We start from the raw sequence: 20,880 nt of genomic DNA, 5'->3' as shown, positions 1-20,880 counted from the left end.
TTCAGCGCGGAATAAAGGCGGCAGCCTCAGGTCCTCGCCCACTGCTTGGACCTCCGAAGAATGTCCTCTCCCCTGCTCCGCTGGGGCCTCGTGCTCCTGGTTTGTCTGCTGGCACCCGTCGGGTTCGCGAAGGAAACCAAGGTCCGCAGGGCCAAGGCGAAGGCACCGAAACTGGTGCGGATCCACAGCGGCCACCGGCTCCATCGCGACGCAGCGGCCGCCTTCGAGCGCATGGCGGCGGAGGCGCGCACTGCCGGTCAGTCCCTGCTCGTCACGAGCGGGTGGCGTTCGTATCAGCAGCAGCGCTTCTTGTGGCGCCGCTACCGCCAGGGCCTGGGGCCCAAGGCCGCGCGGCCGGGCCGCTCCAATCACAACCGGGGGCTCGCGGTGGACCTGGTGGTGGGCAGCGAGGAGGCGTCCCCCACGTATGACTGGCTCGCGGGCAACGCGTGCCGCTTCGGCTTCCGTCGCACCGTGGCGTCGGAGCCGTGGCACTGGGAGTACCGGCCGAAGAGCACCTCCGCGCCCCAGGACGGCGAGGACTGCATGGGCCGCCCCCTGGACGTGGAGCCACCCGCCGTGGTCCGCCAGGACGCGAGCTAGGCCATGTGCGGCGGCAGCTCCACGATGAATTTCGCGCCGTGCCCCGGCTCACTCTCGACGTGGATGCTTCCGCCGTGGGCCTCGACGATGCGTCGTGTGATGAAGAGCCCCAGCCCGAGCCCTCCGTAGTTGAGGGAGGCGGCGCGCTCGAAGCGCTCGAAGATGCGGGCCTGGGACTCGAAGGGGATGCCCATGCCGTGATCCTCGACGATGAGCCGCGCCCTGCCCGCGTGCTTCGCGACCTCCATCCGGATGGGACGGCCCGCGCCATACTTCATCGCGTTGGTCAGCAGGTTGAGCATCACCTGCTCCATCCGCAGGCGATCCCAGCGGCCCCAGACCGGCTCGGGGGCCACCAGCTCGAACTCGCAGCCCGCCTTCTGGAGCAGCTCCGCGACATGGCCCGCCATGTGCCGGGCGACCGTCACCAGGTCGATCTCCTCCATGCGCAGGTCGAGCCGCTTCTCATGGACGCGTGAGACGTCGAGCAGGTGGTCCGCCAGATTCGACAAGCGTTGGAGCTGATCCTGGAAGACCTCCAGCATCCGCGTCACCCGCTCCGTGGACAGGGGCTGCGCCCCCATGAGCAGCACGGACTCCATCTGCTGGACCCGCAGCCGCATGGACGTCAGCGGTGTCTTCAGCTCATGAGAGGCAATGGACAGGAATTCGTCCCGCGCGCGGATGGACTCCTGCGCCGAGCAATAGAGCTGCGCATTGTCGATGGCGAACGCCGCCCGGCGCCCGAGTTCCTCCGTCAACGTCAGCTCCTCCGGCGCATACGTGCGCCCCGGTTCGGGAGAGAGCAGATACAGCACGCCCAGGGTGCGGCCTCGCGCCTGTAGGGGCACCCCGAGCGAGGGCCGGTCCTGGAGCGATCTCAGCTCCTCCGACAGCGCTTCGGGAGCCCACAGGCCCTGTGACGCTTCGGACAGCTCCGATTCTCCCGTGGCCAGCACCCGCGCCGGACCGTGACGTGCGTCCGGATCCGGCGGGTGACGTCGCAGGAACTCCCGCACGCTCGCGGCACGGGCCGGCGAACGGTCCGCCACCGCCACTGGCCGCAGGCCCACGCCGTCCGTCCGCACGAAGAAGACACACAGCTCCGCCAACAGCGGCACGGCCAGCTCGGCGACGCGCTGGAGCGTGGTTTCAGGGTCGAGCGAGGCCACCAGCTCGCGGCTCGCCTCGGCCAGGAATCGTTGGGACAGCTCCATCCGCTTGCGCGGGGTGATGTCGGTGGCGATTCCACAGAGCGCGTAGGCCACCCCATTGGTGTCGAGCAGCGGGAACTTCTGCGTGAGGTGGACGTGGAGCCCATCGTCGTGCAGGAGCCGCTCCTCCCGCTGCACGGGGACCCGGCTCTGGAAGATGTCCCGGTTGGCCTCGTGCAGCGTCTCCGCGATGTCCCGGGGAAAGACGTCGAAGACCGTCTTGCCAGCGACCTGTCGCCGGGTGCGGTGGAAGAGCCGCTCCCACTCGCGATTCACGAACAGGAAGCGCTCCTGCGTATCCAGGAGGAAGAACACGGTCGGCGCGTTGTCCAGGATGGCGCGCAGCCGCTGCTCGCTCTCCTGCAACGCCTCCGCTGTTCGCTTCCGCTCGGTCACGTCGGTCAGCACCGCGAGCGAACGGACCATCTGGCCGGAGGCGTCCCGCTCCACGATGGCGGACAAGAGGACGTCGATGACCTCCCCGCTCTTCTTCACGAGCTGGTACGGCACGTCCTTGCACACCCCTGTTTTGTAGTATTCGGGCAGGACGACCTCGCGGGCGTACCGCTGGGACTCTGGCGTGAGGAACTCCACCGATTCTCGCCCGAGCACCTCCTCGCGCTCGTAGCCCATCGTGCTCAACCAGTAATCGCTGACGCTGATGAGCCGCCCTCGAGGGTCGATGGATTGCATCATCACGGGCGTGCTGTTGTAGAGCGACCGGTACTTCTCGGCGCCCTCGCGCGCCGCGTCCTCCGCCCGCTTGACGTCGGTGATGTCACTGACGACGGAGACGCCGCCGCGCACCCGGCCGGCCTCGTCACGAATCGGGCTGGCGCTGACATGCAGCCAGGTCCCCGCCGGCCTCGCGGCGTTGCGCAGGAATACCTCCGCGCGGGTGACGCTCTCACCCCGGAGGGCCCGGCTCATGGGCAGGCGCTCGGGTGGATAGAGCGTGACCTGGTCCGACAGGTAGAGCCCGTAGTGCACCGGCCACCGGCTGACAGGCTCGTCGGTGAGCCCCATGCCCAGGATGCGCTCCCCCCTCGGGTTGATGAGCACGAGGCGCTCGTGCTCGTCCGCCACCAGCATCCCCTCGCCTATGCTGGAGAGCACGGCATCGAGGAGGCTGCCGTGCCCTGGCGGCGCGGCTCGCTGGGGCGGATACGCTGGGCTGTCGTGCGGGCGGGCCATGGGACGCGTGAAGGGGGCGGACTCTTCCCTCTTCAACGATGGGGGCTCGCCCGCCCATGTGCCAGACGTCGCCTCCCTCTCTGCGAAGCGGCGGCCGGGCATCCAAGGGCCGCCATCGGACAGACACTGTCACCCCACTCTTTTCTCACGGGTTGGACAAGGAATCCCTGCTGACGACTAAGATTCACGCCCGTGAATCCTTTCACGATGGTGCACCTGACACTCAGCGGAGCGTTCACCATGCTCGCGCTGGTGCATTTCGCCACCTGGGTGGCGGTGCGTTCGCAGCGCGTCCAGCTGTGGCTGGCGTGCGGCTTCCTGGGTTTCGCGGTCATCAGCATCACGGCGGGCATGACCCGCGAAGAGGCGACGGCGACGCTCACGGACACACGCCCGTGGCTGTTGCTGGGAGCGCTCACTTCGATTCCGCTGCCCTACGTCCTGCTGCGTGTCGTCTGGTCGCTGCTGGACCTGCCACTCACTCGCTGGCGGCGGGTGATGCTGGGAGTGGCGGTCGCGCTGGGCGCGGTGCGGGTGCTGGCCGTCGGGGTCGCCCTGTACGCGGCGCCCGTGGAGGGGCAGACCGCGGAGCAACTGGCGCGTGAGACCGCGAGCCTGGGGCTGCCCTTGTTCTGGCTGCTGGCGGCGGGCGTGGGCGCGACCTGGACCTTCGAAGCGGCGCGGCTGCTGAAGCGGCGGGGCGCGATGGCCGTGGCCGTGCTCGCCGCCGCGCTCTGTGCGCTGGCGCTCCTGCTGCGTGAGCTCGCGGTGGACCTCGGGTGGGTGGACGGGTTCCACGTGCTCCCGCTGGTGGGGCTGCCGTTCCTTCTGCTGTCGTCCACGGCGCTGGCCATCCTGACGGCGCGCTCGTTGCGCGGCGCGGACCTGGGAACGGGCATCCACCGCTACCGGCGGCTCTCACGGCTGGGACGTGGCGGCATGGGCGAGGTGTGGCTCGCGCTCCGGACCGGCCGCGCGGGCTTCCACCGGCTGGTCGTCCTCAAGCGGATGCTGGACGACGAGGCCGGGGAGGAGGTGGAGGCCGCGGAGGTCCGGGTGCGGCGCTTCATCGGCGAGGCGCGCACCTCCGCACGCCTGCACCACCCGAACATCGTCTCCGTCCACGACCTGGGGCAGGTGGACGGCGCGTGGTTCATCGTCATGGAGTACCTGAGCGGCGTGAACGTGCTGGAGCTCGTCCAACGCGCCACGACGGCCGGGGCGCTGCCGCTGGAGGTGATCATCGAGCTCTGTCAGCAGGCGCTGCGCGGGCTGGCCTACTCCCACGAACAGGGCGTCACGCACCGGGACATCAGCACGGACAACCTGGTCGTCTCCTTCGACGGTGTCGTGAAGGTGGTGGACTTCGGCATCGCCCAGAGGACCGGTGCGCTCCCGGAGCAGCGCACCGGCCGGGCGTCGCCAGTCCCCGGCGACGACCGCCTCACCCAGGAGGGCGGCATCATCGGGAAGCTGGCGTACATGCCTCCCGAACGGATGGAGGGCGCCGAGGCGACCCCCTCCGGAGACCTGTTCGCGTTCGGCTGCGTCCTCTTGGAGCTGCTCACGGGCAATCTGTCGCGGGTGATGCCTCCGGCCCCGGAGCAGGCGAAGGCCGTGGAGCGGGCGGACGCACTCGAAGCCTCACGGGTGCTCCGAGGAGTCCTGGAGGTGGCGCTCCATCCGGACCCGGCGCACCGCTTCGCGAACGCCAATGCCTTTCACCAGGCGCTGGAGCCGGCGCGCCAGGCGTTGCCAGCGGTGGACCTGGCCGGCTGGCTGCGCTCACGGTTCCCGGAGCGCTGGGCCCGTGAGCAGCGATTGCTGACACTGAGCGACCCTACTCCCGCGGAGGTGGAGGCCTTGCTTCGAGGGCCACCGCCGTCCGTGGCGGCGACCCTCGTCGCGAACACGCTCGAAATCGATTCGACCACCGAAGTGCTCGCGCCCAGGCCCGCGGCCGGTGACGCGCCCCTGCCGCTTCGACCCAGGCGCTGAGGCTCACTGGAGAGCTTCGAGCAGGGCCGCCTGGAGCGCCTTCCGGTTCTCAGGGAAGCGCTGGTTGGGATAGGGCCGCGCTCCGCTCAGGATGTCTTCGTACTGCTGGTACATGGGGTCGGAGCGTGCGGGCTCCTGCTGATAGAAGGCGCGGTTGGCCTGGAGCAGGTAGCGGGGCCGGGTTCCCTGGGGGGCGTCCGCACTGAAGGCGATGAGGCTGCGCGTTCCGGGGTCCTGCATGAACGACGTGAACGTCCGGGCGTCCTCCGCGCACGTCCCGGTGCAGTTCGCGTTGAGCACCAGCGCATCCACGAAGACCGCCGGCGCGGAGCCCGCGCCCAGCGGGACCGAGATGACCTCCGGGAGCGGCATGGAGGGCTGCGACTGGAGGATGTAGAAGAGGCGCTCGGTGTAGCCCATGAAGCCGTTGGCCTGCTCCTGGGCGAAAGCCACCTCCGCCACCGTGTTGTCCGCGTAGCTGCCATCCAGGCAAGGATTGACGCCCGCTTCGAGCGAGCAGCTGTCGACGACGTCCGCGAACGCGTTCAGCGCCGGTGCGTCGAGCGGCAGCGAGATGGCGCTCGCGAGCGCATCCCCCGGGTGCGTGTCCGCCCAGGCATCGATGTACGAGGAAGGCAGCGTCCAGCTCCCGTCGAAGTTCGCCGCCAGCGGGCGCTTGCCGGGAGAGGCCTCGCGGAGGATTCGCGCGAGCGAGGCGCTGTCCGTCGCGGACCGGATGTTCGGGGTCCGCGAGTAGACGACGTAGGTGCACAGGTAGGTGGGCACGCCGTAGTTCTCACCGCCAATGCGGACGGCCTCCTCCGCCGCGGAGTGCATGACGCCCGCGTCCAGCGCGACCGGCTGGATCCACTTCTTCTCCGCGAGCGAGCCGAGGATCAGCGTGTCCACCTCCACCACCTGGGCGGCCCCGGTCCCCGTGCCGAGCAGCTGGTTCAGCGTCCCGCCCTCATCCAGGTCATAGACATCCAGGTTGGCGTCGAAGACGACGTCCAGGTCGATGTCCGGATGGGCCGCTTCGAAGTCGGACTCCAGCCGCTGCTCCAGGCTGGCGAAGCTGTCCCCCGCGGAGTCGGGGATGTACGGGAACAGCACCGCCTTCAGCGGACGCTTGGGAGTGGGGTCGGGATCGGACGACTCCGAGCAGGCGCTCAGGACCAGGACGGCGGGGCAGATCAGGGCTCTCCAACGCATTGCAGGTGACCTCTTTGAAGGGACGCCCGCTGGCGCGCGAGCGGTCCGGGGCGGGATGATGGCCGGGTGATGCGCGATTCGAAACGTAGGAAGAGGCGAGACGCGTGACGACCGACCAGGCACCGTCGCAGCCCGGGGACTCCTTGCGTGGAGCCCTGGCCCGCTGGAGCGGTCATCTGCTCCTGTTCCTCACCCTCGTCGGACTGGGGCTTTCCGCCGCGATCTGGCGGCGCTTCGACAGCGCGCTCGTCCTGGCGGTCCTGGCCGGCATCATGGGTCAGGGCCTTGCCCACCAGTGGCCAGGCCTCCTGGCCGCGCGCGCCGACCTGTTGCTCCGCCGGGCGTACCAGGCCGCTGATCAGAAGAATCTGAAGCGCGCGCTACGGCTCGCGCACGCTGCCTGGACCCGCGCGCCCCAGGGGACCCAGACCCAAGCGGATTCGCTGGCCATGATGGCTTATGTGCGCGTCCGCCAGGCTCACGGCGCCGAGGCGCTGCGGGTTCTTTCCCACGTCCCAGAGGACTTCGTTCCCCCGTCCTCCTCACGCGCGGAGGCCTACCTGCTCACGGGAGAAACGGCGCTCGCGCTCAAGTGGGCGGAGGATGCGCACGCACAACGCCCGGATCCCCACGCACTGCATCTGCGGGTCAAAGCGTTGCTCCATCTGCGCCGCCTGGATGAAGCACGGGAACTGCTGGTCGATGCGACCCAGGAGCAGGTGTGCATGGACGCCTTCCACGAGTTCCAGCGCGCGGCGCTCGAAGCGGGCCGGCTCGAGGATGCTGTTGTCCTGGGCCAGCGTGGATACGAGCAGCAGGCGTATCCGTTGGGTGCGTGGCTGCTGGCCCGGACGTTCGAGGCGATGGGACAGCCCGCGGACGCGGCATTGTGGCAGGAGCGCGCCACGAAGGCGGGGTTCACCGACAAGCATGCACTGCCTCTCACCGAGAAGGAGCCGCTCAATCCCCTGGAGCTCGATGTCACGCCTGGAGCCCGGCAGTCCCGAACATGGATCGTGACGCATTGGGCGCTTGCGACGCTCGCGGGCTACGTGCTCGGCGGACTCTTCGTTGAGGTTCCGTACAGCTACCTCTTCGTCACCGCCCCCGAGCCCCTCGGCAGCGGATCCGCCCTCGTCCACGGTTTGCTTTTCGGAGCCGTGCTTGGGCTCGCCCAGTGGCTCGTCCTCCGCCACCAGGTGCCCGACACCCGACTGTGGATACCTGTCACCGCGCTCGGCCTGGGCATCGGGCGGTGGGCGATGCACCAGCTCACTGCCTTCCTGCCCCCCACGCACCTGTCGGGTTCCCACACCATCACCCTCGTGCAGTACGTGATGCTGACAGGAGCACTGATGGCGGGCTTCCAGGTGTGCCTGCTGGGACGCTGGTTCTCGAAAGCAGGGGTCTGGCCGCTCGCGCCGCTCCTGGGTGGAACGCTGGGGTTGAGGATCGCGAGCGGCCTGTGGCGGAGGGTGTCCTACGCCTACGAGCCATCTTTCATGATGTATGTGCCAGAGGTCCTCATCAACAACGCGATGCAGGGACTGCTGATCGGCATCGCGGAGGGATGGCTCCTCTCCTGGCTCCTCCAGGAGCGCTCGCGGAGGTTTCCACTGCCCGTGGCGAAGCTCTTCCTGTTGGAGCCGCCTCACCAGCCGGTCGCGTTCCGGCCTCCCGTCCTCGACGCGCACACGCTGCCGGAGAGCCTGCCTCTCTTTCCAATGCGAGACGGAGTGCTCCTTCCGGGCCAGGTCCTGACCGTCGCTCCTGCCCCCATGAAATCGGTGGAGGCCTTCAATGCAGCGCTCACGGGCAACCGTCTCATCGTCGTCGTCACCCAGCGGGACGAGAGAGTGGAGGAGCCCGCCTTCGAGGATCTGCCCACCGTGGGCGTGCTCGCGTTCGCGTATCCGTTCCAGGCACCGGACGGGAGCACCCAGACGGCGATCCATGGGCTGGCGCGCGTGCGGTTGGAAGCGCCCGTCCCGCATGCGACGCACCTGCGGGTGCGTGCGCGCCCCTTCGAGGAGCCGCTGCCCCGGAACGCCCAGGCCATGCTCGATGTCCTGCGCAGGCACTATCACGCGTTTCTGCGAGCGGAGCCCGGACCGCTTCAGCGCCGATGGATGTTCCTCACCCTCGAGGATCCGAGGCTCCTCGCGGACTTCATCGCGAGCAACCTCGCCGCCCCGGTGACCGAGCACCAGGCGATCCTGGAGGAGGCGGATCCGGACGCCAGGACCCGCCTCGTGCTCGCCCTGGTGGAGCGCGCGAGCAGGGGGCAAGCGCAGCCGTCGGCCTAACGCGCGAGGAACGCGCGCATCTCGGAGACGACCTCCGCCTGTCGCGGGAGCCAGAGGTAGTGACCCGCGCCCTGGAGCGTCACGATCTTCCAGTTCGGCAGGCTCTTGAGCAGGGCTTCCTGGTCGGCCTCGTGCTGACGCAGCTCCGGAAGGAAGACCCGGGCCCGCTCGCGCAGGTCGGCGGGGACGTTCTCCGCCTGGGACAGGTACGCCACCCAGCCCGCGAAGGCCTGGTCGTCGGAGATGGCCAGCACCGGGCCCTTCAGCTTCGCGTAGTCCGGCAAGGCCGCGCCCCGGATGCACTGCTCCGTTGCCTCCGGCAAGCGGCGGTAGCGCAGGTACGCGCCCGTGCCCGCGTCGAATTCATACGCCTGATCAATCTCATGCGGCGGGAACGGGCCGCCCAGGTCGCGCGCCAGCAGCGCCGTCACCGCCTCACGTGACGGCTGCCCGTCGAGCACGGTGAACGGCAGCGGCGGCAGCGGACCGGGCTTCAGGAACTCGGCGATCTCTCCCTTGTTGTCCGTCGCGTCCAGGAAGATGAGCGCCTCCACTCGCTCCGGATGGTTCAGCCCCATCCAGTTCAGCTCATCCCCCGCGAGCGAATGCCCCGCGAGCGTCGCCTTCGCGAGCCCCAGGCCCTCCATCGCGGCCAGCACGTCATGCCCCAACGTCGCGCTGTCGTAGCCGGTGGCCGGCCAGCTCGACGCGCCGAAGCCGCGCCGGGTGAAGGCGTAGACGTGGTGCGTGGCGATGAACTCCGGCGCCAGCACGTCGAAGACGTGGGCCGTGCTCCCCACGCCCGCCAGGAACACCAGCGCCGGCCCCTTGCCGCCGTAGTCGAGCACCTCCAGCTCGACCTCCGGGGCCACCCGCACCCGGCCCACCTGGTGCAGTGGGTCCGCCGTGCCGCCGGGCGGCGGTGACGGCGTGGTCGCACAAGCGGAGATCAACAGCACCCACGACAGACGAAGCCAGGACGTTCGCATGGGCGGAAACCTTTGCATGGTCCCCCGCGACAACGAAACGGACTCAAGTCTGAGAATCACGCTTGGCTTCAGCGTAATTTTCCAACCCTCGCTGAATCCCCCTTGGAGACAGATGATTCGCTCGAACTGGATGACGTGGTTCCCTGCCCTGCGGGTGTCCGCGGGCCTGATGCTGGCCGCGTGCGGCGGCCCGGAGGTGGAGACTCCCGGGCCGGGCGTGTCTGCCATTGGCACGATGGAGGGTGAAGCAAACTCGCCCATCTACGACCGGGCGCGCGCGTACGCCGCCGCCAATCCCAAGCGCGACGGTGGTTCGTGGAACCAGTGGTGCGGTTCGCTGATGGTCCGCTTCGGGCAGCTTCCGGACTCCGCCGTGCGTCCCACGGCCATCGAGGCCTACCGCGCTTCGCGCATCGTCTCCACGGACGCGTCCAAGGCGCTGACGGGGGCCTTCCACTGGTGGGACATCGGCTCCGCGGGCCACGTGGGCGCGGACCTGAACGGCGGCGGCGGCACGGTGTTCATGGCCACGTACAACCTCTCCCAGTCGTGGGGGGATGCGATTGGCGTCAACAGCGTCTCCGGCTACTCGTCGAAGACGGGCGCGCGCTACCTGGGCTGGTCCATGGACTACGCGGGCGGGAAGATCGCCGGCGGTGGCCAGTCACCGGGCGGCGGTTCGAGCAGCCTGCCGCAGACGACCACCGAGTTCGACGGCATCCCGGGTGAAATCTATTACAAGCGCATCCAGACGGTGGGCCAGCGCGACTACGGCTACACGGGCCCCATCGACGGCGTGACGGGGCCGAACACGGAGAAGCTCCGCGTGCGCATCACCGCGCGCGAACTGAACCGGCGCGGCGGCCCCCGCACCTCCTCCGAGGACGATGGCATCCCTGGCTCCATCTACTGGACCCGCGTGCAGACGGTGGGCCGGTCCTTCGGGTACACCGGCCCCATCGACGGCCTCCCCGGCGCGAACACGTACAAGGCCGAGCACAAGATCTGCGCGTACGCCGTGAACCGCGCGTTCTGACCTCGCACGGTGGCCCACCGCGCGGTGCGTGATCCGCGCCGTGGAAAGCCTTGCCTCCTCTTCTCCCCGGTCGCCATTCGCGACGGCCTCGGGGTAGCCTGCGGGCCTCTCACGGAAGAGGGGGCCCATGCGCGTCGTACCGTCCGTCCTGGAATCCGTCACCGTTCACGCCGAGGGCGCGCTGTGCACTCGCGCGTTCGTGCTCTCGCCCGAGAACGGACACCTGCCCGGTCAGGTCCGCGTCGACGGCCTGCCGCTGTCCCTGCGCACGGGTTCGCTGCGCGCCCGGGTGGTGGAGGGGCCGCCGGACCTCCTCGTCCGCGACCTCAAGCCGACGTTCGATGTGCGGATGCCACCGGAGTCGGAGCTGCCCGCGGAACAGCACGCGCTCGAAGCGGCGGAGGCCGCGCTGGCGGCCGTGCATGGCCGGCTGGAGCGGGTTCGCGCTGAAATCACGGCGCTCCGCGGCCTGACTCCCGCCTGGCCGGCCCCGCGCAAGGGTCACCCCCCGCGCGAGGCACCGCTGGCCTCGATGATGTCCCTCACGGGCTTCGTGGACGCGGAGCTGGCGGAGCTGCAGGCCCAGGAGCTGGACCTGGCTCGCCAGCACCGCGACGCCACGAACGAGCTGGAGCTGCGCCGCCGCCGCGTCCAGGAGCTGTCCTCCGCGCGGAGCGTGGACCGGGCCCGGCTGTTCCGCGCGGCGCTGCTGACGCTGTCCGGCCCCATCGCCGCGAACGCGGACGCGCGGCTGGTGCTGGAGTACGCGGTGGCCGGCGCGCGCTGGGTGCCCACCTATGACCTGCGCCTTCCACGCACGCTGGAGGAAGGCACGCTGCGCATGCGCGCCGCGGTCGTCCAGCGGACCGGCGAGGACTGGACGGGGGTGCGGCTGGCGGTCTCCACCGCGAGCCTGGAGCGGCGCGCGGAGGTGCCAGAGCTGAAGTCACTGCGCATCGGACGCAGCCAGCCGGCCCCCGCGCGCTCGGGGTGGCGTGAGCCCGCGCCGGGCCTGGAGGAGCTGTTCGCGGGCTACGACGCCCTGCACGTCGCCCGCCCGGAGCCGGTCCTCCCCAAGCCTCAACCGTCGCCCATGCCCGCGCCGCTCAGGAACGAAGGCGCCTACGAGCAGGAAAAGCTCTACAAGGAGTCGGCCTCGTTCGGAGGAGCACCCGGAGCGCCGCCCAGCATGTCCGCGCCTCCTCCGCCGGCGCCCATGGCGCCGGCACCGAAGTCCTCGGGGGCCTTGCTGGGAGCGGTTCGTCCCTCGGCGTCCCGCCGCAGCGACACCGGCGCCATCCCGGAACAGAACATGCCCGCGTCCCGCGGCGGTGGCGGTGGCGGCATGGACCGCTTGCGCAGCAAGAAGCGCGCGGTCGTGGAGGACGACCTCGACGACGCCCCGATGGCGGACCTGTCGATGGATGAAGAAGAGGGCGGCGCTGGCGATGCGCTCCGGAGCGCGGCGGGCCTGGAGCCGGCGGACCGTCTGTTCGACTACGACTCGCTGACGCTGGCCTCCGCGGCCTCCCAGGCGCAGCGCGGCCGGTTGCGTCCCCGCTCCGCGCTCGTCTCCCAGGCGATGCTGTCCATCACGTCGGTGAGCGTGCAGGTGGAGGTGGTGCGCCTGGAGGCCCAGGCCTTCGTCATCGCCGAGTCCGTGAACAGCGTGGCGCCCCCCACCTGGGCCGTGCCACCGCACGACTCCGCCCGTCACTTCGATGCGCGCTTCGACGCGGACGCCGTCGCGGACGTGCCCTCCGATGGCGCGTGGCACACCGTGCCCATGCTGACGGTGCCCCTGGAGCTCAAGGCCGAGTACGTGTGCGTGCCCTCCGTGGAGCCGCGCGTCTTCCGCACGGTGCGCCTGGACAACGCCTCGCCGCATCCGCTGCTCGCGGGGCCGGTGGACGTGACGCTCGGCGACGAGTTCCTGATGACGTCGCCCATGCCCACGCTGGGGCCGGGCGAGACGCAGCGGCTGGGATTGGGCGTGGAGGAGGCGCTCCAGGTGGCGCGCAACACCCGCTTCGACGAGGCCTCGGGCGGCATGTTCGGCAACAGCACGGTGCTCACGCACCATGTCTCCGTGGAGGTGGCCAACCACCTCTCCCGCGCCGCGAGCATCGCCATCTCCGAGCGGATCAGCGCGGTCCCTGAATCCCAGAAGGACGTCAAGGTGGAGGAGGCGGAGGTGGCGCCGCCCTGGCAGAAGCCCACGCCGCTGCCGGGTGAAGAAGCGGTGGAGGGCGAGCGGGTGTGGCGCGTGAGCGTCCCCGCTGGAGAGAAGCGTTCGATGAAGGCGACGTGGGTCGTGAAGCTGCCCGCCAGCAAGATGCTGAACGGCGGGAACCGGAGGACGTGATGCGCACTTCCATTCTGTTGCCCCTGATCAAGGTGACGGTCCTGGAGGACCGGGCGCTCGTCGAGCGCAGCGGCACGGTGACGCTGCCCCCAGGGCCCTGCCGTCTCGTGGTGGACGGGCTGCCGGCGGTGGCGGTGGACCGCTCGCTCCAGGCGAAGCTCACCGGCGGCATGGTGACCCAGGCCAGCCTGCGCCGCTCCATGCGCGCGGTGCTGCCCGAAGCGCTGCGCGAGCACCACTCGGAGCTGGCCCGCCGCGCCTTCGAACGCGAGCAGGTGCTGGCACGCGCCCAGGCGGAGGTGCGGCGCCTGGAGGCGAGGCACGGCCTGCTGGAGACCGCGCGCCGGGACATCCTCCGCGCCATCTCCGAGCGCACCGGCGCGGGCGAGGCGGATCCAGCGAAATGGAAGGAACAGCTCGCGACGGTCCGCCAGGAGCAGACCGCGGCCGACGATCAACTGAGGCAGTCCCGCCGTGAGCTGGGGCGCCTGGAGCGGCAGCACATCCAGGAGAGCCGCGACGTGCTGTCCCGCACGGAAGCGCCGGAGCCCAGGCTGGACGTGCGCGCCGAGCTGGACGTGAGCCACGCCGCGGGCGGTGAAGCGACGTTGACGCTCAGCTACCTGGTGCCGTGCGCCGCATGGCGGCCGGCCTACCGCGCGGTGCTGGGGCTCGCTGAGGCGGCGTCCTCGGTGAAGTTGGAGTGTGAAGCCGTGGTCTGGCAGAACACCGGCGAGGCGTGGAAGGACGTGACGCTGGCCTTCTCCACGGCGCGGCCCACGCTGGGCGCCACGCCGCCCCGGCTCACGGAGGACTGGCTCTCCCTGCGGGAGAAGACGTCGCGCGAGAAGCAGGTGGTGGACGTCTCCATGCGCGAGGAGTCCCTCCAGGAGACGGGCGAGGCGGGAACGACGAAGGCAGCGGACGCGCTGCCCGGCATGGACGACGGCGGCGAAGCGGTGACGCTGTCCGCGCCGCACAAGACCACGGTGCCGTCGGACGGCGAGGCGCACCGCGTGGCGCTGTTCGCGTTCACGTCGCCCGCCACGTCGGAGCTGGTGGCCTGCCCGGAGCAGTCACCGCTGGTGCACCGCGTGGCGAAGTTCGACAACACGGGGCCGGCGGTGTTGCTCGCGGGGCCGGTGGACCTGGTGCGCGCCAACGGCTACGTGGGCCGCGCGCAGCTCAAGTTCGCGGGCCGGGGCGAGCGCGTGAAGCTGGGCTTCGGCAGCGAGGACTCGCTGCGTGTGTCGCGGCAGGTGGACGTGGGCGAGGAGGTCGCCCGTATCACCGGCCGGCGCACGCGCACGCAGAAGGTGAAGCTGTTCGTCTCCAACATGGGCGCGAAGCCCGCGGCGCTCGCGGTGGAGGAGCGCATGCCGGTGTCGGAGGTGGAGGCCGTGGAGGTGGCGCTGCTCAAGGACGCCACGAAGCCCGCGCCCAGCAAGGTGAGTGACGAGGGCATCGTGCGCTTCGAGCTGAGCGTGCCGCCGCGCTCCCGTCAGACGGTGGCCTTCGGCTTCACGGTGGCCCGCGCCGCGAAGGTCGCGGGCCTGTAGGGAATCACCACGCCATGCCCTTCGCGACAAAGTCCGGCCGCCGCATCTACTACGAGGTCCAGGGCCACGGCCCTCCCCTGCTGCTCCTGCACGGCCTGCTCCAGTTGGGCTCGCACTGGTCGCTCAAGGGGTACCTGCCCGCGCTGACGGATGCGTACACGGTGGTGACGTTCGACTCGCTGGGGCACGGCCAGAGCGACACGCCGCACGACCTGGCGGCCTACGCGCTGAAGCATCGCGTGGAGGACGCGCTGTCGGTGCTCGACACGCTCTCCATCGACCGGGCGCAGGCGTGGGGCTACTCGATGGGCGGCTGGACGGTGTGCGGCCTGGCGTCCTTCGCGCCGGAGCGGCTGGCGTCCTACGTGGTGGGCGGCTGGGATCCGGTGGTGGGCCTGCCCTTGGCCTACGCGGCCCTGGAGAAACAGCTCAAGCCCGGCACGACCGTGGATTGGTTCCAGGTGCTCCTGATGGGAGCACGGCGCGCGCCGGAGCTGGCGGAGGCCATCGACGCGGGAGACCTGGATGCGCTCCGGCTGTGCATGAAGGCCTGTGAAACCTCGGCAGGCCTGGATGAGGCGCTGGTGGGCTCCGGCAAGCCGGGGCTGCTGTACTGCGGCGTGACGGACCCGTACCACGACTCCATGAAAGCGGTGGCGGAGCGGGCCGGCGCGGCGTTCGCGACCATCGAACACGCCGACCACGGCGGCGCCTGGGCGAAGGCACCCAAGGTGCTGCCCCACGTCCTGCCGTTCCTCGAATCCGTCACACGGTCCTGAGGCTTCCATGACTTCAACTCCCGCGAACGAGCAACTAGCGGAACTCCTCCGTGCCCACGGCCTCGCCCTCCAGGAGGAGGGCGAATGGCTCCGCGTGAGCCCGCGGGGCCCGCGCCTCCAGGCAATGTTCACCGACACGCGAACCGAGCCGGGCAACTGCACACGACGGCTCGACGTCTGGTTGGAGCCATGGACCGGCCGGTGGGTTGTCGAGTCCGTGGTAGGCTTTGGCAATACGGAAGAGGAGGCCTTGAACGATGCCCTGACGAACTTCGGCCGGGCGAGCCTACACGTGCTCCTGGCCGCCTTCATTCGTCCTCCCGATGAGCATGTCACCGTCGCGACCTGGCAGGTCGGTGGCGTCGACCGGAAGGTCATCCTGGGCAATATCATCACCCGAGGCGACAACCCCGGCCCGAAACTCGAGGAGCTGTGGTTCAAGGCCTTCGAGAGCGCGCTCCGGTCGCTGCCGCTGACCTCCGGCACTCATTGGGTGCGCGTCTATTACGCCCAGAGGGAAGAGAAGCGCATGGCGCTGGAGGTGCTGCTCGACAACGAGCCATGGCAGGAACTGGCGGACCTGCTCGAGACCGCCTCCTGGCCCGCGGCCCCCGGGTTTCTCAGCCGGAGGCTGTTCCTGGTGCTCCAGGGCGGCGTGGACGTGAGCAGCGCGGTCGGGGCCTGGTTTGACGTTCCCGAGGACGAGGATCCGATTCCCCTGATCCAGCAACAGGGGGCGACCCTGCTGGAAGCGGAGAAGCTCTACGCCTATCTGCCCCTGGCCTTTGGCGAGATCTTGATGAAGCAGATGGGCGCGGTGTCTCCTCTCTCGGCCGACTTCACCGCCAATCCACCGATCGTCCAGCGGAGCGTGTTGTTGGCGGAGGATCCGCTGTGGCGCGATGCCGTCCATCTGTCGGAGCAGGCCCTCCGGGGGGAGACTGCCCTCACGGGTCAGCAAGTGGTCCAGCTCGCCTGCTCCTCAGCGACGATCCACACTCTCAATGACTTGATGAAACAGGGCGCGAAGGCGAAGGACATCCGTTTCACTCCGCCCCTCATCATGCTCTCGCCCAAGGCGATGGCGGAATGGTTGACGTCCGAGCCTTTCGTCTCGATCCCCGCCTCTACGCCCGCGGCACCTGTGGAATTTTTCGAGGTGGGACCTGTCGCGCCTGTGGCGCCCAAGCGTCCCTGGTGGAAGTTCTGGTAGCCGCCCTGATCAATTCGCGGACTGGATGGCGATCACCCGGACGTCGAAGTCCTTGCACCCGGCGTCCTTGCAGACACCGTTGAGCCACGCCTCGCCCTGGCCGAACATCACGCCGTCGGCGTTGACGAAGAGGTCCTCGTAGCGCTGCCGGGTGATGACGTTGGCGATGGCCGGTGTGACGATGACGTCGTAGTGCCGCACGAACGCCGCGGCGTCGGGCAGCTTCACCTTCCTTCCGCCTACGTTCGCGGTGAAGGGATACGCCACCAGGGCGGCGACGGCTTTCGCGTCGTGCGCGGCCACCGCCTTCTGGAACGCTGTGAAGGCCTGCTCGTACTTCGCGGGCTCCCCGAGGATGCTCTGGATGCGGGCGTTGACGTCTCCGGTCCCGGCATCCGGCGTACCGGTGACGACATTGGGAGCGGCTGGCGGCGCGGCGCCCACCGGTGTTTCAGTGCGTTGACAGGAAGCCGCTGACACAAGGACAAGGGCGGCAATCCGCGTGGGCTTCGTCTGCATGAGTTCCCCCCGCCAGGGCAGGCTGCTCTCTCCTGGCAAAGACAAACTCTACAGAGCTTGATACGTCTCAGCGCAGGCCTTGGACCAGCGTCCATAGCTGGCGTCTCGCGGCCGACTGCGGGACTCGCCGGAATAGTGCATCACGGACAAAACGCGCGGCTCCATTCTCCCACTGGGCCACACGTCCCACCTGATGTGAGCGCACGACCAGCGCGTTGGCACGTTTCACCCGGCGGGACTCGTATGCACGCAGTGCGTCTTCCACGCTGCCCAGCGCCGCGAGGCATTCCCCCAGCACCACGCCGTCCTCGATGGCCTGACAGCCGCCCTGCCCCAGGTTCGGCGTCATCGGATGCGCGGCGTCACCCAGCAGTGTCACCCGGCCCCGGCTCCAGTGACGCACCGGCGGGCGGTCGTGGATGTCCGTGCGCAGGACGCGCTCGGGCGGCGTCGCCGCGAGCAGCTTCCCGATGGGCGCGTGCCATCCGGCGAAGCGCTCCTGGAGGACGGAGAGCGTCTGTCCCGGTGCGTCCTCCGCCCCCGCGGGCGCATTCAGCGTGGCGAACCAGTACACCTCGCCATGGCCAATGGGCACGATGCCGAAGCGGGCCCCGGGTCCCCACGTCTCGCTGACCTGCCCCGCCTCCACGAGGCCCGCGCCCGGGCAGACACCGCGCCAGCTGGTGTAGCCGGAGTAACGCGTGGGCTGCGCGCCCAGCAGGCCAGTCCGCACGGCGGAGCGCAGGCCATCCGCGCCCACCAGGACGTCGCCGGTGACGGTCTCGCCAGTGGACAGCGTCACCGTGACGCGGGCCCCGTCGTCCTCGAAGCCCGTCACGCTGACCCCCAGCCGAACGGCCTCCTCCGGGCCCGCGTGGGCGCGAAGGACGGCCTGGAGGCGCGCGCGGTGCACGGCCACCATCGGGATGGCCAGTTCGTCCTGGAGCGAGCGCACGTCGACGGCGGTGATCCGGGCGCCCGTCGAATCCAGGATGAGCGTCTGCTCCGCGCGTTCGCCCTCCGCGACCACCGCGTCACACAGGCCGATGCGGCGCAGGGCGACCGCGGCGTTCATCTGCACGATGATGCCCGCGCCCACCGGCCGCAGGGCTTCGGCGCGTTCGAACACCGTGGCTCGAAGGCCCGCGCGCTGGAGGGCACAGGCCAGCGTGAGGCCTCCAATGCCTGCTCCGGCGATGAGGACGTGGCGGGTGGATGCGGACGTCATGGCGGCCTCCGGTCATGCCGGCGCCACGGGTCAACCGAACCAGCGGCCGGCGTCAGGCGCGAAGACTCGCACGCGTTCGAGCAGCGACGCCGGCAGACGGGCCTGGAGCGTCGCGTGGACCTGCGCGGGGCTGTAAGCCTGACTGAAATGCATCAGGACCAGGGCCTCGTTCTGGAAGCGGTCCGCCATGGAGGCGATCTCCTCCAGGTGGATGTGGGCCCGCTCCTGCGCGTCGCGCACGGTGCGCTCCGCGTCGATGAACGTGCATTCGAGGATGAGCACGCGGCTGTCGAACAGCGACGGCTGGCGCTCCAGCACGTTGGAGAGGGTGTCCGTGCAGTAGGCCAGCTCCAGCCGCTCGACCTCATCGAACAGCGGCTCACCGGCCTGACGGCGGCGGCCAATCTCCGCGGGAGGCAGCTCGCGGAACTCGGGCTTGAGCTTCGCGACGCGGCGCAGGAACTGATAACCCAGCGATGGCACGGGATGGTGCGTGCGAAACGCGCGAACCCACAGGTCCTGCTGCACCTTCACGGTGTCACCGGGGCGCATGGGAACGGTGCGGATATCGGACTTCATCCGGTGCAGGCGCCCCAGGGCCGCGAGCGCCTCCTGCACGGGCGCTTCGATCTCCGCCGGCAGGTAGACGAACGGCGGCCCCTTCCCCACGAGCGCGCGGATGCCCAGCAGCGAGCCCAGCGCGCTCGCATGGTCCGCATGCCCGTGGCTGAGGAAGATGCGGTCCGTGGTGGCGAAGGAGCGGATGGGGATGCCCGCGTCGAGCAGCACCCCCAGCTCCGGCACCAGGAGCGACGTGTACACGCCGCCCACGGACACGCCGCGCACGGTATAGGGCCCCGCCTGCACCTCGGTCAGCATGCGCGGAAGCCTACGCCGATCAGTTCTTCGCGCGCTCGTACTGGTGCGGCCACAGCACGTCCGCGCGCAGCTCCTTCGCGGCGCGCAGCGGCCAGTACGGATCCCTCAACAGCTCGCGCGCCAGGAAGACGACGTCCGCCTGTCCCGTGGCCAGGATGTGCTCGGCCTGGTACGCGGAGCGGATCATCCCCACCGCGCCCGTGAGCAGGCCCGTCTCCTTGCGCACCTGCTCCGCCAGCTGCGTCTGGTAGCCCGGCCCCACCGGGATCTTCGCGTACGGCACCACGCCGCCCGACGAGCAATCCAGCAGGTCCACGCCCTCCTTCGCCACCAGCCGCGCCAGCGCCACCGAGTCCTCCGGCGTCCAGCCGCCCTCCACCCAGTCCGTCGCGGAGACGCGCATGAAGAGCGGCAGCGACTCCGGCCACTTCGCCCGCACGGCGCGCGTCACCTCCAGCGCGAAGCGCGTCCGGTTCTCGAACGTGCCGCCGTACATGTCCGTCCGCTTGTTCGACAGCGGCGACAGGAACTCGTGCAGCAGGTAGCCGTGCGCCGCGTGCAGCTCGATGACCTGGAAGCCCGCCGCCTTCGCGCGCACCGCCGCGTCCGCGAACGCCTTCACGATGCGCTGGATGCCCGCTTCGTCCAGCGCGGTGGGCACCGGGTAGCCCTCCTCGAACGCCTCCGTCGTGGGCCCCAGCACCTGCCAGCCGCCGTGCTCCGGATCCACGCGCTTGCCCGCGTCCCACGGCCGGGGCGTGGAGGCCTTGCGGCCCGCGTGCGCCAGTTGCACGCCGGACGCGGCCCCGTTCTGGTGCATGAAGCGGTTGATGCGCGCCAGCTGCTCCACGTGCGCGTCCTTCCACAGCCCCAGGTCCTGCGGCGAGATGCGGCCCTCCGGCTCCACCGCCGTGGCCTCCGTCAGCACCAGCCCCGCGCCCCCCACCGCGCGGCTGCCCAGGTGCACCACGTGCCACTCGTTCGCGAAGCCGTCGTCGCTCGAGTACTGGCACATGGGCGAGACGACCACGCGGTTGCGCAGGGTGATGTCCCGCAGCTTCAAGGGGGAGAACAGCTTGCTGCTCATGTCGGGTCCTTTCGGGGAAGCGAGGAGGTCTGCTCTGGCAATCCCAGCGCCGTGCGCACCTGGGCCGTGCTCTTGCCCAGCCAGTGCCGGCGGTGGTTCTCCTGCGTCGTGAGGCTGCGCGTCTCCATGCGGTCCACGTAGAGCGTGCCGTCCAGGTGATCCAGCTCGTGTTGGATGATGCGCGCGTACCAGCCGCGCGCGGACACCGACACCGGCTGCCCGTTCTCATCCAGCGCCTCCACCCGCACGCCGCGCGCCCGGGCCACCAGCGCCGCGAGCCCGTTCACGCTCAGGCAGCCCTCGTGGAACTCCATCGGCGTGGGGTCCTCCACGACGAGCTTCGGGTTGATCAGCACGTGGAAGGCCACCGGCGAGCGCTCGCGCAGCGCCAGGTCCGCGGGCGACGCGCCGGCCTGATACTCGGCGCGGTCCTCGATGACCACCAGCCGCAGGCCCACGCCCACCTGGGGTGCCGCGAGCCCCACGCCGGGCGCGTCCCGCATCGTGTCGCGCATCAGCTGGATGAGCTGCCGCGTCGCTTCACTGCCGATTTCTTCAGGGGTCAGCTCCCGCGCGCGCTGGCGCAGCACCGGCTCCCCCGCCTGGACGATCTTGAGCACCATGGTGGCCCCACCGTAACAACCGCTCTCCCGCCGCGCCGCATCACCGTGGGGCCGGCATGGGCCTGGCCGCCCGGCT

General features: G+C 70.0%; 16 protein-coding genes. 8 read left to right on the top strand and 8 right to left on the bottom strand.

All coding sequences use genetic code 11. The annotated features are described in order from the left end of the window. Window positions 1–60 precede the first annotated feature (60 nt). Complete coding sequence (locus D7Y21_RS04440; RefSeq protein ID WP_121711454.1) at window positions 61–603, top strand: D-alanyl-D-alanine carboxypeptidase family protein; 543 nt, start codon at window positions 61–63, stop codon at window positions 601–603. On the opposite strand, the gene D7Y21_RS04435 is transcribed toward D7Y21_RS04440, so the two are convergent. Beyond that, window positions 600–2,933 (bottom strand): PAS domain S-box protein, encoded by a 2,334-nt coding sequence (locus D7Y21_RS04435; protein ID WP_233611973.1) that lies wholly within the window; start codon window positions 2,931–2,933, stop codon window positions 600–602. The genes D7Y21_RS04440 and D7Y21_RS04435 overlap by 4 nt on opposite strands. Window positions 2,934–3,203: 270 nt before the next feature. Here D7Y21_RS04435 and D7Y21_RS04430 point away from each other — a divergent pair, with 270 nt between their 5' ends. Further along, complete coding sequence (locus D7Y21_RS04430) at window positions 3,204–5,009, top strand: serine/threonine-protein kinase (RefSeq protein ID WP_233592045.1); 1,806 nt, start codon at window positions 3,204–3,206, stop codon at window positions 5,007–5,009. 3 nt (window positions 5,010–5,012) lie between these two features. Here D7Y21_RS04430 and D7Y21_RS04425 read toward each other — a convergent pair whose 3' ends face one another. Continuing rightward, window positions 5,013–6,221 (bottom strand): extracellular solute-binding protein, encoded by a 1,209-nt coding sequence (locus D7Y21_RS04425; protein WP_121711452.1) that lies wholly within the window; start codon window positions 6,219–6,221, stop codon window positions 5,013–5,015. A gap of 104 nt (window positions 6,222–6,325) precedes the next feature. Here D7Y21_RS04425 and D7Y21_RS04420 point away from each other — a divergent pair, with 104 nt between their 5' ends. After that, window positions 6,326–8,527 (top strand): LON peptidase substrate-binding domain-containing protein, encoded by a 2,202-nt coding sequence (locus D7Y21_RS04420; RefSeq protein WP_121711450.1) that lies wholly within the window; start codon window positions 6,326–6,328, stop codon window positions 8,525–8,527. On the opposite strand, the gene D7Y21_RS04415 is transcribed toward D7Y21_RS04420, so the two are convergent. After that, window positions 8,524–9,516 carry an alpha/beta fold hydrolase gene (locus D7Y21_RS04415; RefSeq protein WP_121711449.1) on the bottom strand — a complete coding sequence of 331 codons (993 nt, stop codon included), beginning with the start codon at window positions 9,514–9,516 and terminating at the stop codon, window positions 8,524–8,526. The genes D7Y21_RS04420 and D7Y21_RS04415 overlap by 4 nt on opposite strands. A 112-nt stretch (window positions 9,517–9,628) precedes the next feature. Between D7Y21_RS04415 and D7Y21_RS04410 the strand changes: the two genes are divergently transcribed. From D7Y21_RS04410 to D7Y21_RS04390, 5 genes are all read left to right on the top strand, one after another. Continuing rightward, entirely contained in the window at window positions 9,629–10,552 is a 924-nt protein-coding gene (locus tag D7Y21_RS04410) for a hypothetical protein (RefSeq protein ID WP_233592046.1), read from the top strand. A 127-nt stretch (window positions 10,553–10,679) separates the two neighbouring features. Further along, window positions 10,680–12,917, top strand: coding sequence for a DUF4139 domain-containing protein (locus tag D7Y21_RS04405; RefSeq protein WP_121711447.1), 2,238 nt, complete (start codon window positions 10,680–10,682; stop codon window positions 12,915–12,917). After that, on the top strand, window positions 12,917–14,476 hold the full coding sequence (locus D7Y21_RS04400) for a mucoidy inhibitor MuiA family protein (RefSeq protein WP_120567786.1): 1,560 nt from the start codon (window positions 12,917–12,919) through the stop codon (window positions 14,474–14,476). The genes D7Y21_RS04405 and D7Y21_RS04400 overlap by 1 nt, the downstream gene beginning before the upstream one ends. A gap of 14 nt (window positions 14,477–14,490) precedes the next feature. After that, window positions 14,491–15,255 (top strand): alpha/beta fold hydrolase, encoded by a 765-nt coding sequence (locus D7Y21_RS04395; protein WP_121711445.1) that lies wholly within the window; start codon window positions 14,491–14,493, stop codon window positions 15,253–15,255. Window positions 15,256–15,262: 7 nt separating this feature from the next. After that, a complete protein-coding gene (locus D7Y21_RS04390) occupies window positions 15,263–16,468 on the top strand; it encodes a DUF6348 family protein (RefSeq protein WP_121711443.1) in 1,206 nt (401 codons plus the stop codon). 9 nt (window positions 16,469–16,477) lie between these two features. Here the strand turns inward: D7Y21_RS04390 and D7Y21_RS04385 are convergent, their stop codons facing one another. The 5 genes from D7Y21_RS04385 to def all read right to left on the bottom strand — a co-directional run bounded on the left by D7Y21_RS04385 (window position 16,478) and on the right by def (window position 20,804). Further along, window positions 16,478–16,912, bottom strand: a complete 435-nt coding sequence (locus D7Y21_RS04385) for a hypothetical protein (protein ID WP_120567789.1) — start codon at window positions 16,910–16,912, stop codon at window positions 16,478–16,480. Window positions 16,913–17,054: 142 nt separating this feature from the next. Next, a complete protein-coding gene (locus D7Y21_RS04380) occupies window positions 17,055–18,215 on the bottom strand; it encodes an FAD-dependent monooxygenase (protein ID WP_121711441.1) in 1,161 nt (386 codons plus the stop codon). Window positions 18,216–18,245: 30 nt separating this feature from the next. Further along, window positions 18,246–19,094 carry an MBL fold metallo-hydrolase gene (locus D7Y21_RS04375; RefSeq protein ID WP_120567791.1) on the bottom strand — a complete coding sequence of 283 codons (849 nt, stop codon included), beginning with the start codon at window positions 19,092–19,094 and terminating at the stop codon, window positions 18,246–18,248. A 19-nt stretch (window positions 19,095–19,113) separates the two neighbouring features. Beyond that, window positions 19,114–20,181, bottom strand: a complete 1,068-nt coding sequence (locus tag D7Y21_RS04370) for an NADH:flavin oxidoreductase/NADH oxidase (protein ID WP_121711440.1) — start codon at window positions 20,179–20,181, stop codon at window positions 19,114–19,116. Further along, on the bottom strand, window positions 20,178–20,804 hold the full coding sequence (def, locus tag D7Y21_RS04365; RefSeq protein WP_120567793.1) for a peptide deformylase: 627 nt from the start codon (window positions 20,802–20,804) through the stop codon (window positions 20,178–20,180). The genes D7Y21_RS04370 and def overlap by 4 nt, the downstream gene beginning before the upstream one ends. Window positions 20,805–20,880 lie beyond the last annotated feature (76 nt).

The organism is Corallococcus sp. AB045, assembly GCF_003668895.1.
Classification (GTDB): Bacteria; Myxococcota; Myxococcia; order Myxococcales; family Myxococcaceae; genus Corallococcus; species Corallococcus coralloides.
Note: the sequence above shows the minus strand (reverse complement) of the source record. Positions and strands in the feature narration are given on the sequence as shown.

Excerpts from the sequence above, each read along its gene's own strand:
- D7Y21_RS04390 (WP_121711443.1), top strand. The coding sequence starts at position 15,263 with ATGACTTCAACTCCCGCGAACGAGCAACTAGCGGAACTCCTCCGTGCC.
- D7Y21_RS04405 (WP_121711447.1), top strand. The coding sequence starts at position 10,680 with ATGCGCGTCGTACCGTCCGTCCTGGAATCCGTCACCGTTCACGCCGAG.
- D7Y21_RS04415 (WP_121711449.1), bottom strand. The coding sequence starts at position 9,516 with ATGCGAACGTCCTGGCTTCGTCTGTCGTGGGTGCTGTTGATCTCCGCT.
- def (WP_120567793.1), bottom strand. The coding sequence starts at position 20,804 with ATGGTGCTCAAGATCGTCCAGGCGGGGGAGCCGGTGCTGCGCCAGCGC.
- D7Y21_RS04370 (WP_121711440.1), bottom strand. The coding sequence starts at position 20,181 with ATGAGCAGCAAGCTGTTCTCCCCCTTGAAGCTGCGGGACATCACCCTG.
- D7Y21_RS04400 (WP_120567786.1), top strand. The coding sequence starts at position 12,917 with ATGCGCACTTCCATTCTGTTGCCCCTGATCAAGGTGACGGTCCTGGAG.
- D7Y21_RS04395 (WP_121711445.1), top strand. The coding sequence starts at position 14,491 with ATGCCCTTCGCGACAAAGTCCGGCCGCCGCATCTACTACGAGGTCCAG.
- D7Y21_RS04410 (WP_233592046.1), top strand. The coding sequence starts at position 9,629 with ATGATTCGCTCGAACTGGATGACGTGGTTCCCTGCCCTGCGGGTGTCC.
- D7Y21_RS04440 (WP_121711454.1), top strand. The coding sequence starts at position 61 with ATGTCCTCTCCCCTGCTCCGCTGGGGCCTCGTGCTCCTGGTTTGTCTG.
- D7Y21_RS04425 (WP_121711452.1), bottom strand. The coding sequence starts at position 6,221 with ATGCGTTGGAGAGCCCTGATCTGCCCCGCCGTCCTGGTCCTGAGCGCC.
- D7Y21_RS04380 (WP_121711441.1), bottom strand. The coding sequence starts at position 18,215 with ATGACGTCCGCATCCACCCGCCACGTCCTCATCGCCGGAGCAGGCATT.
- D7Y21_RS04375 (WP_120567791.1), bottom strand. The coding sequence starts at position 19,094 with ATGCTGACCGAGGTGCAGGCGGGGCCCTATACCGTGCGCGGCGTGTCC.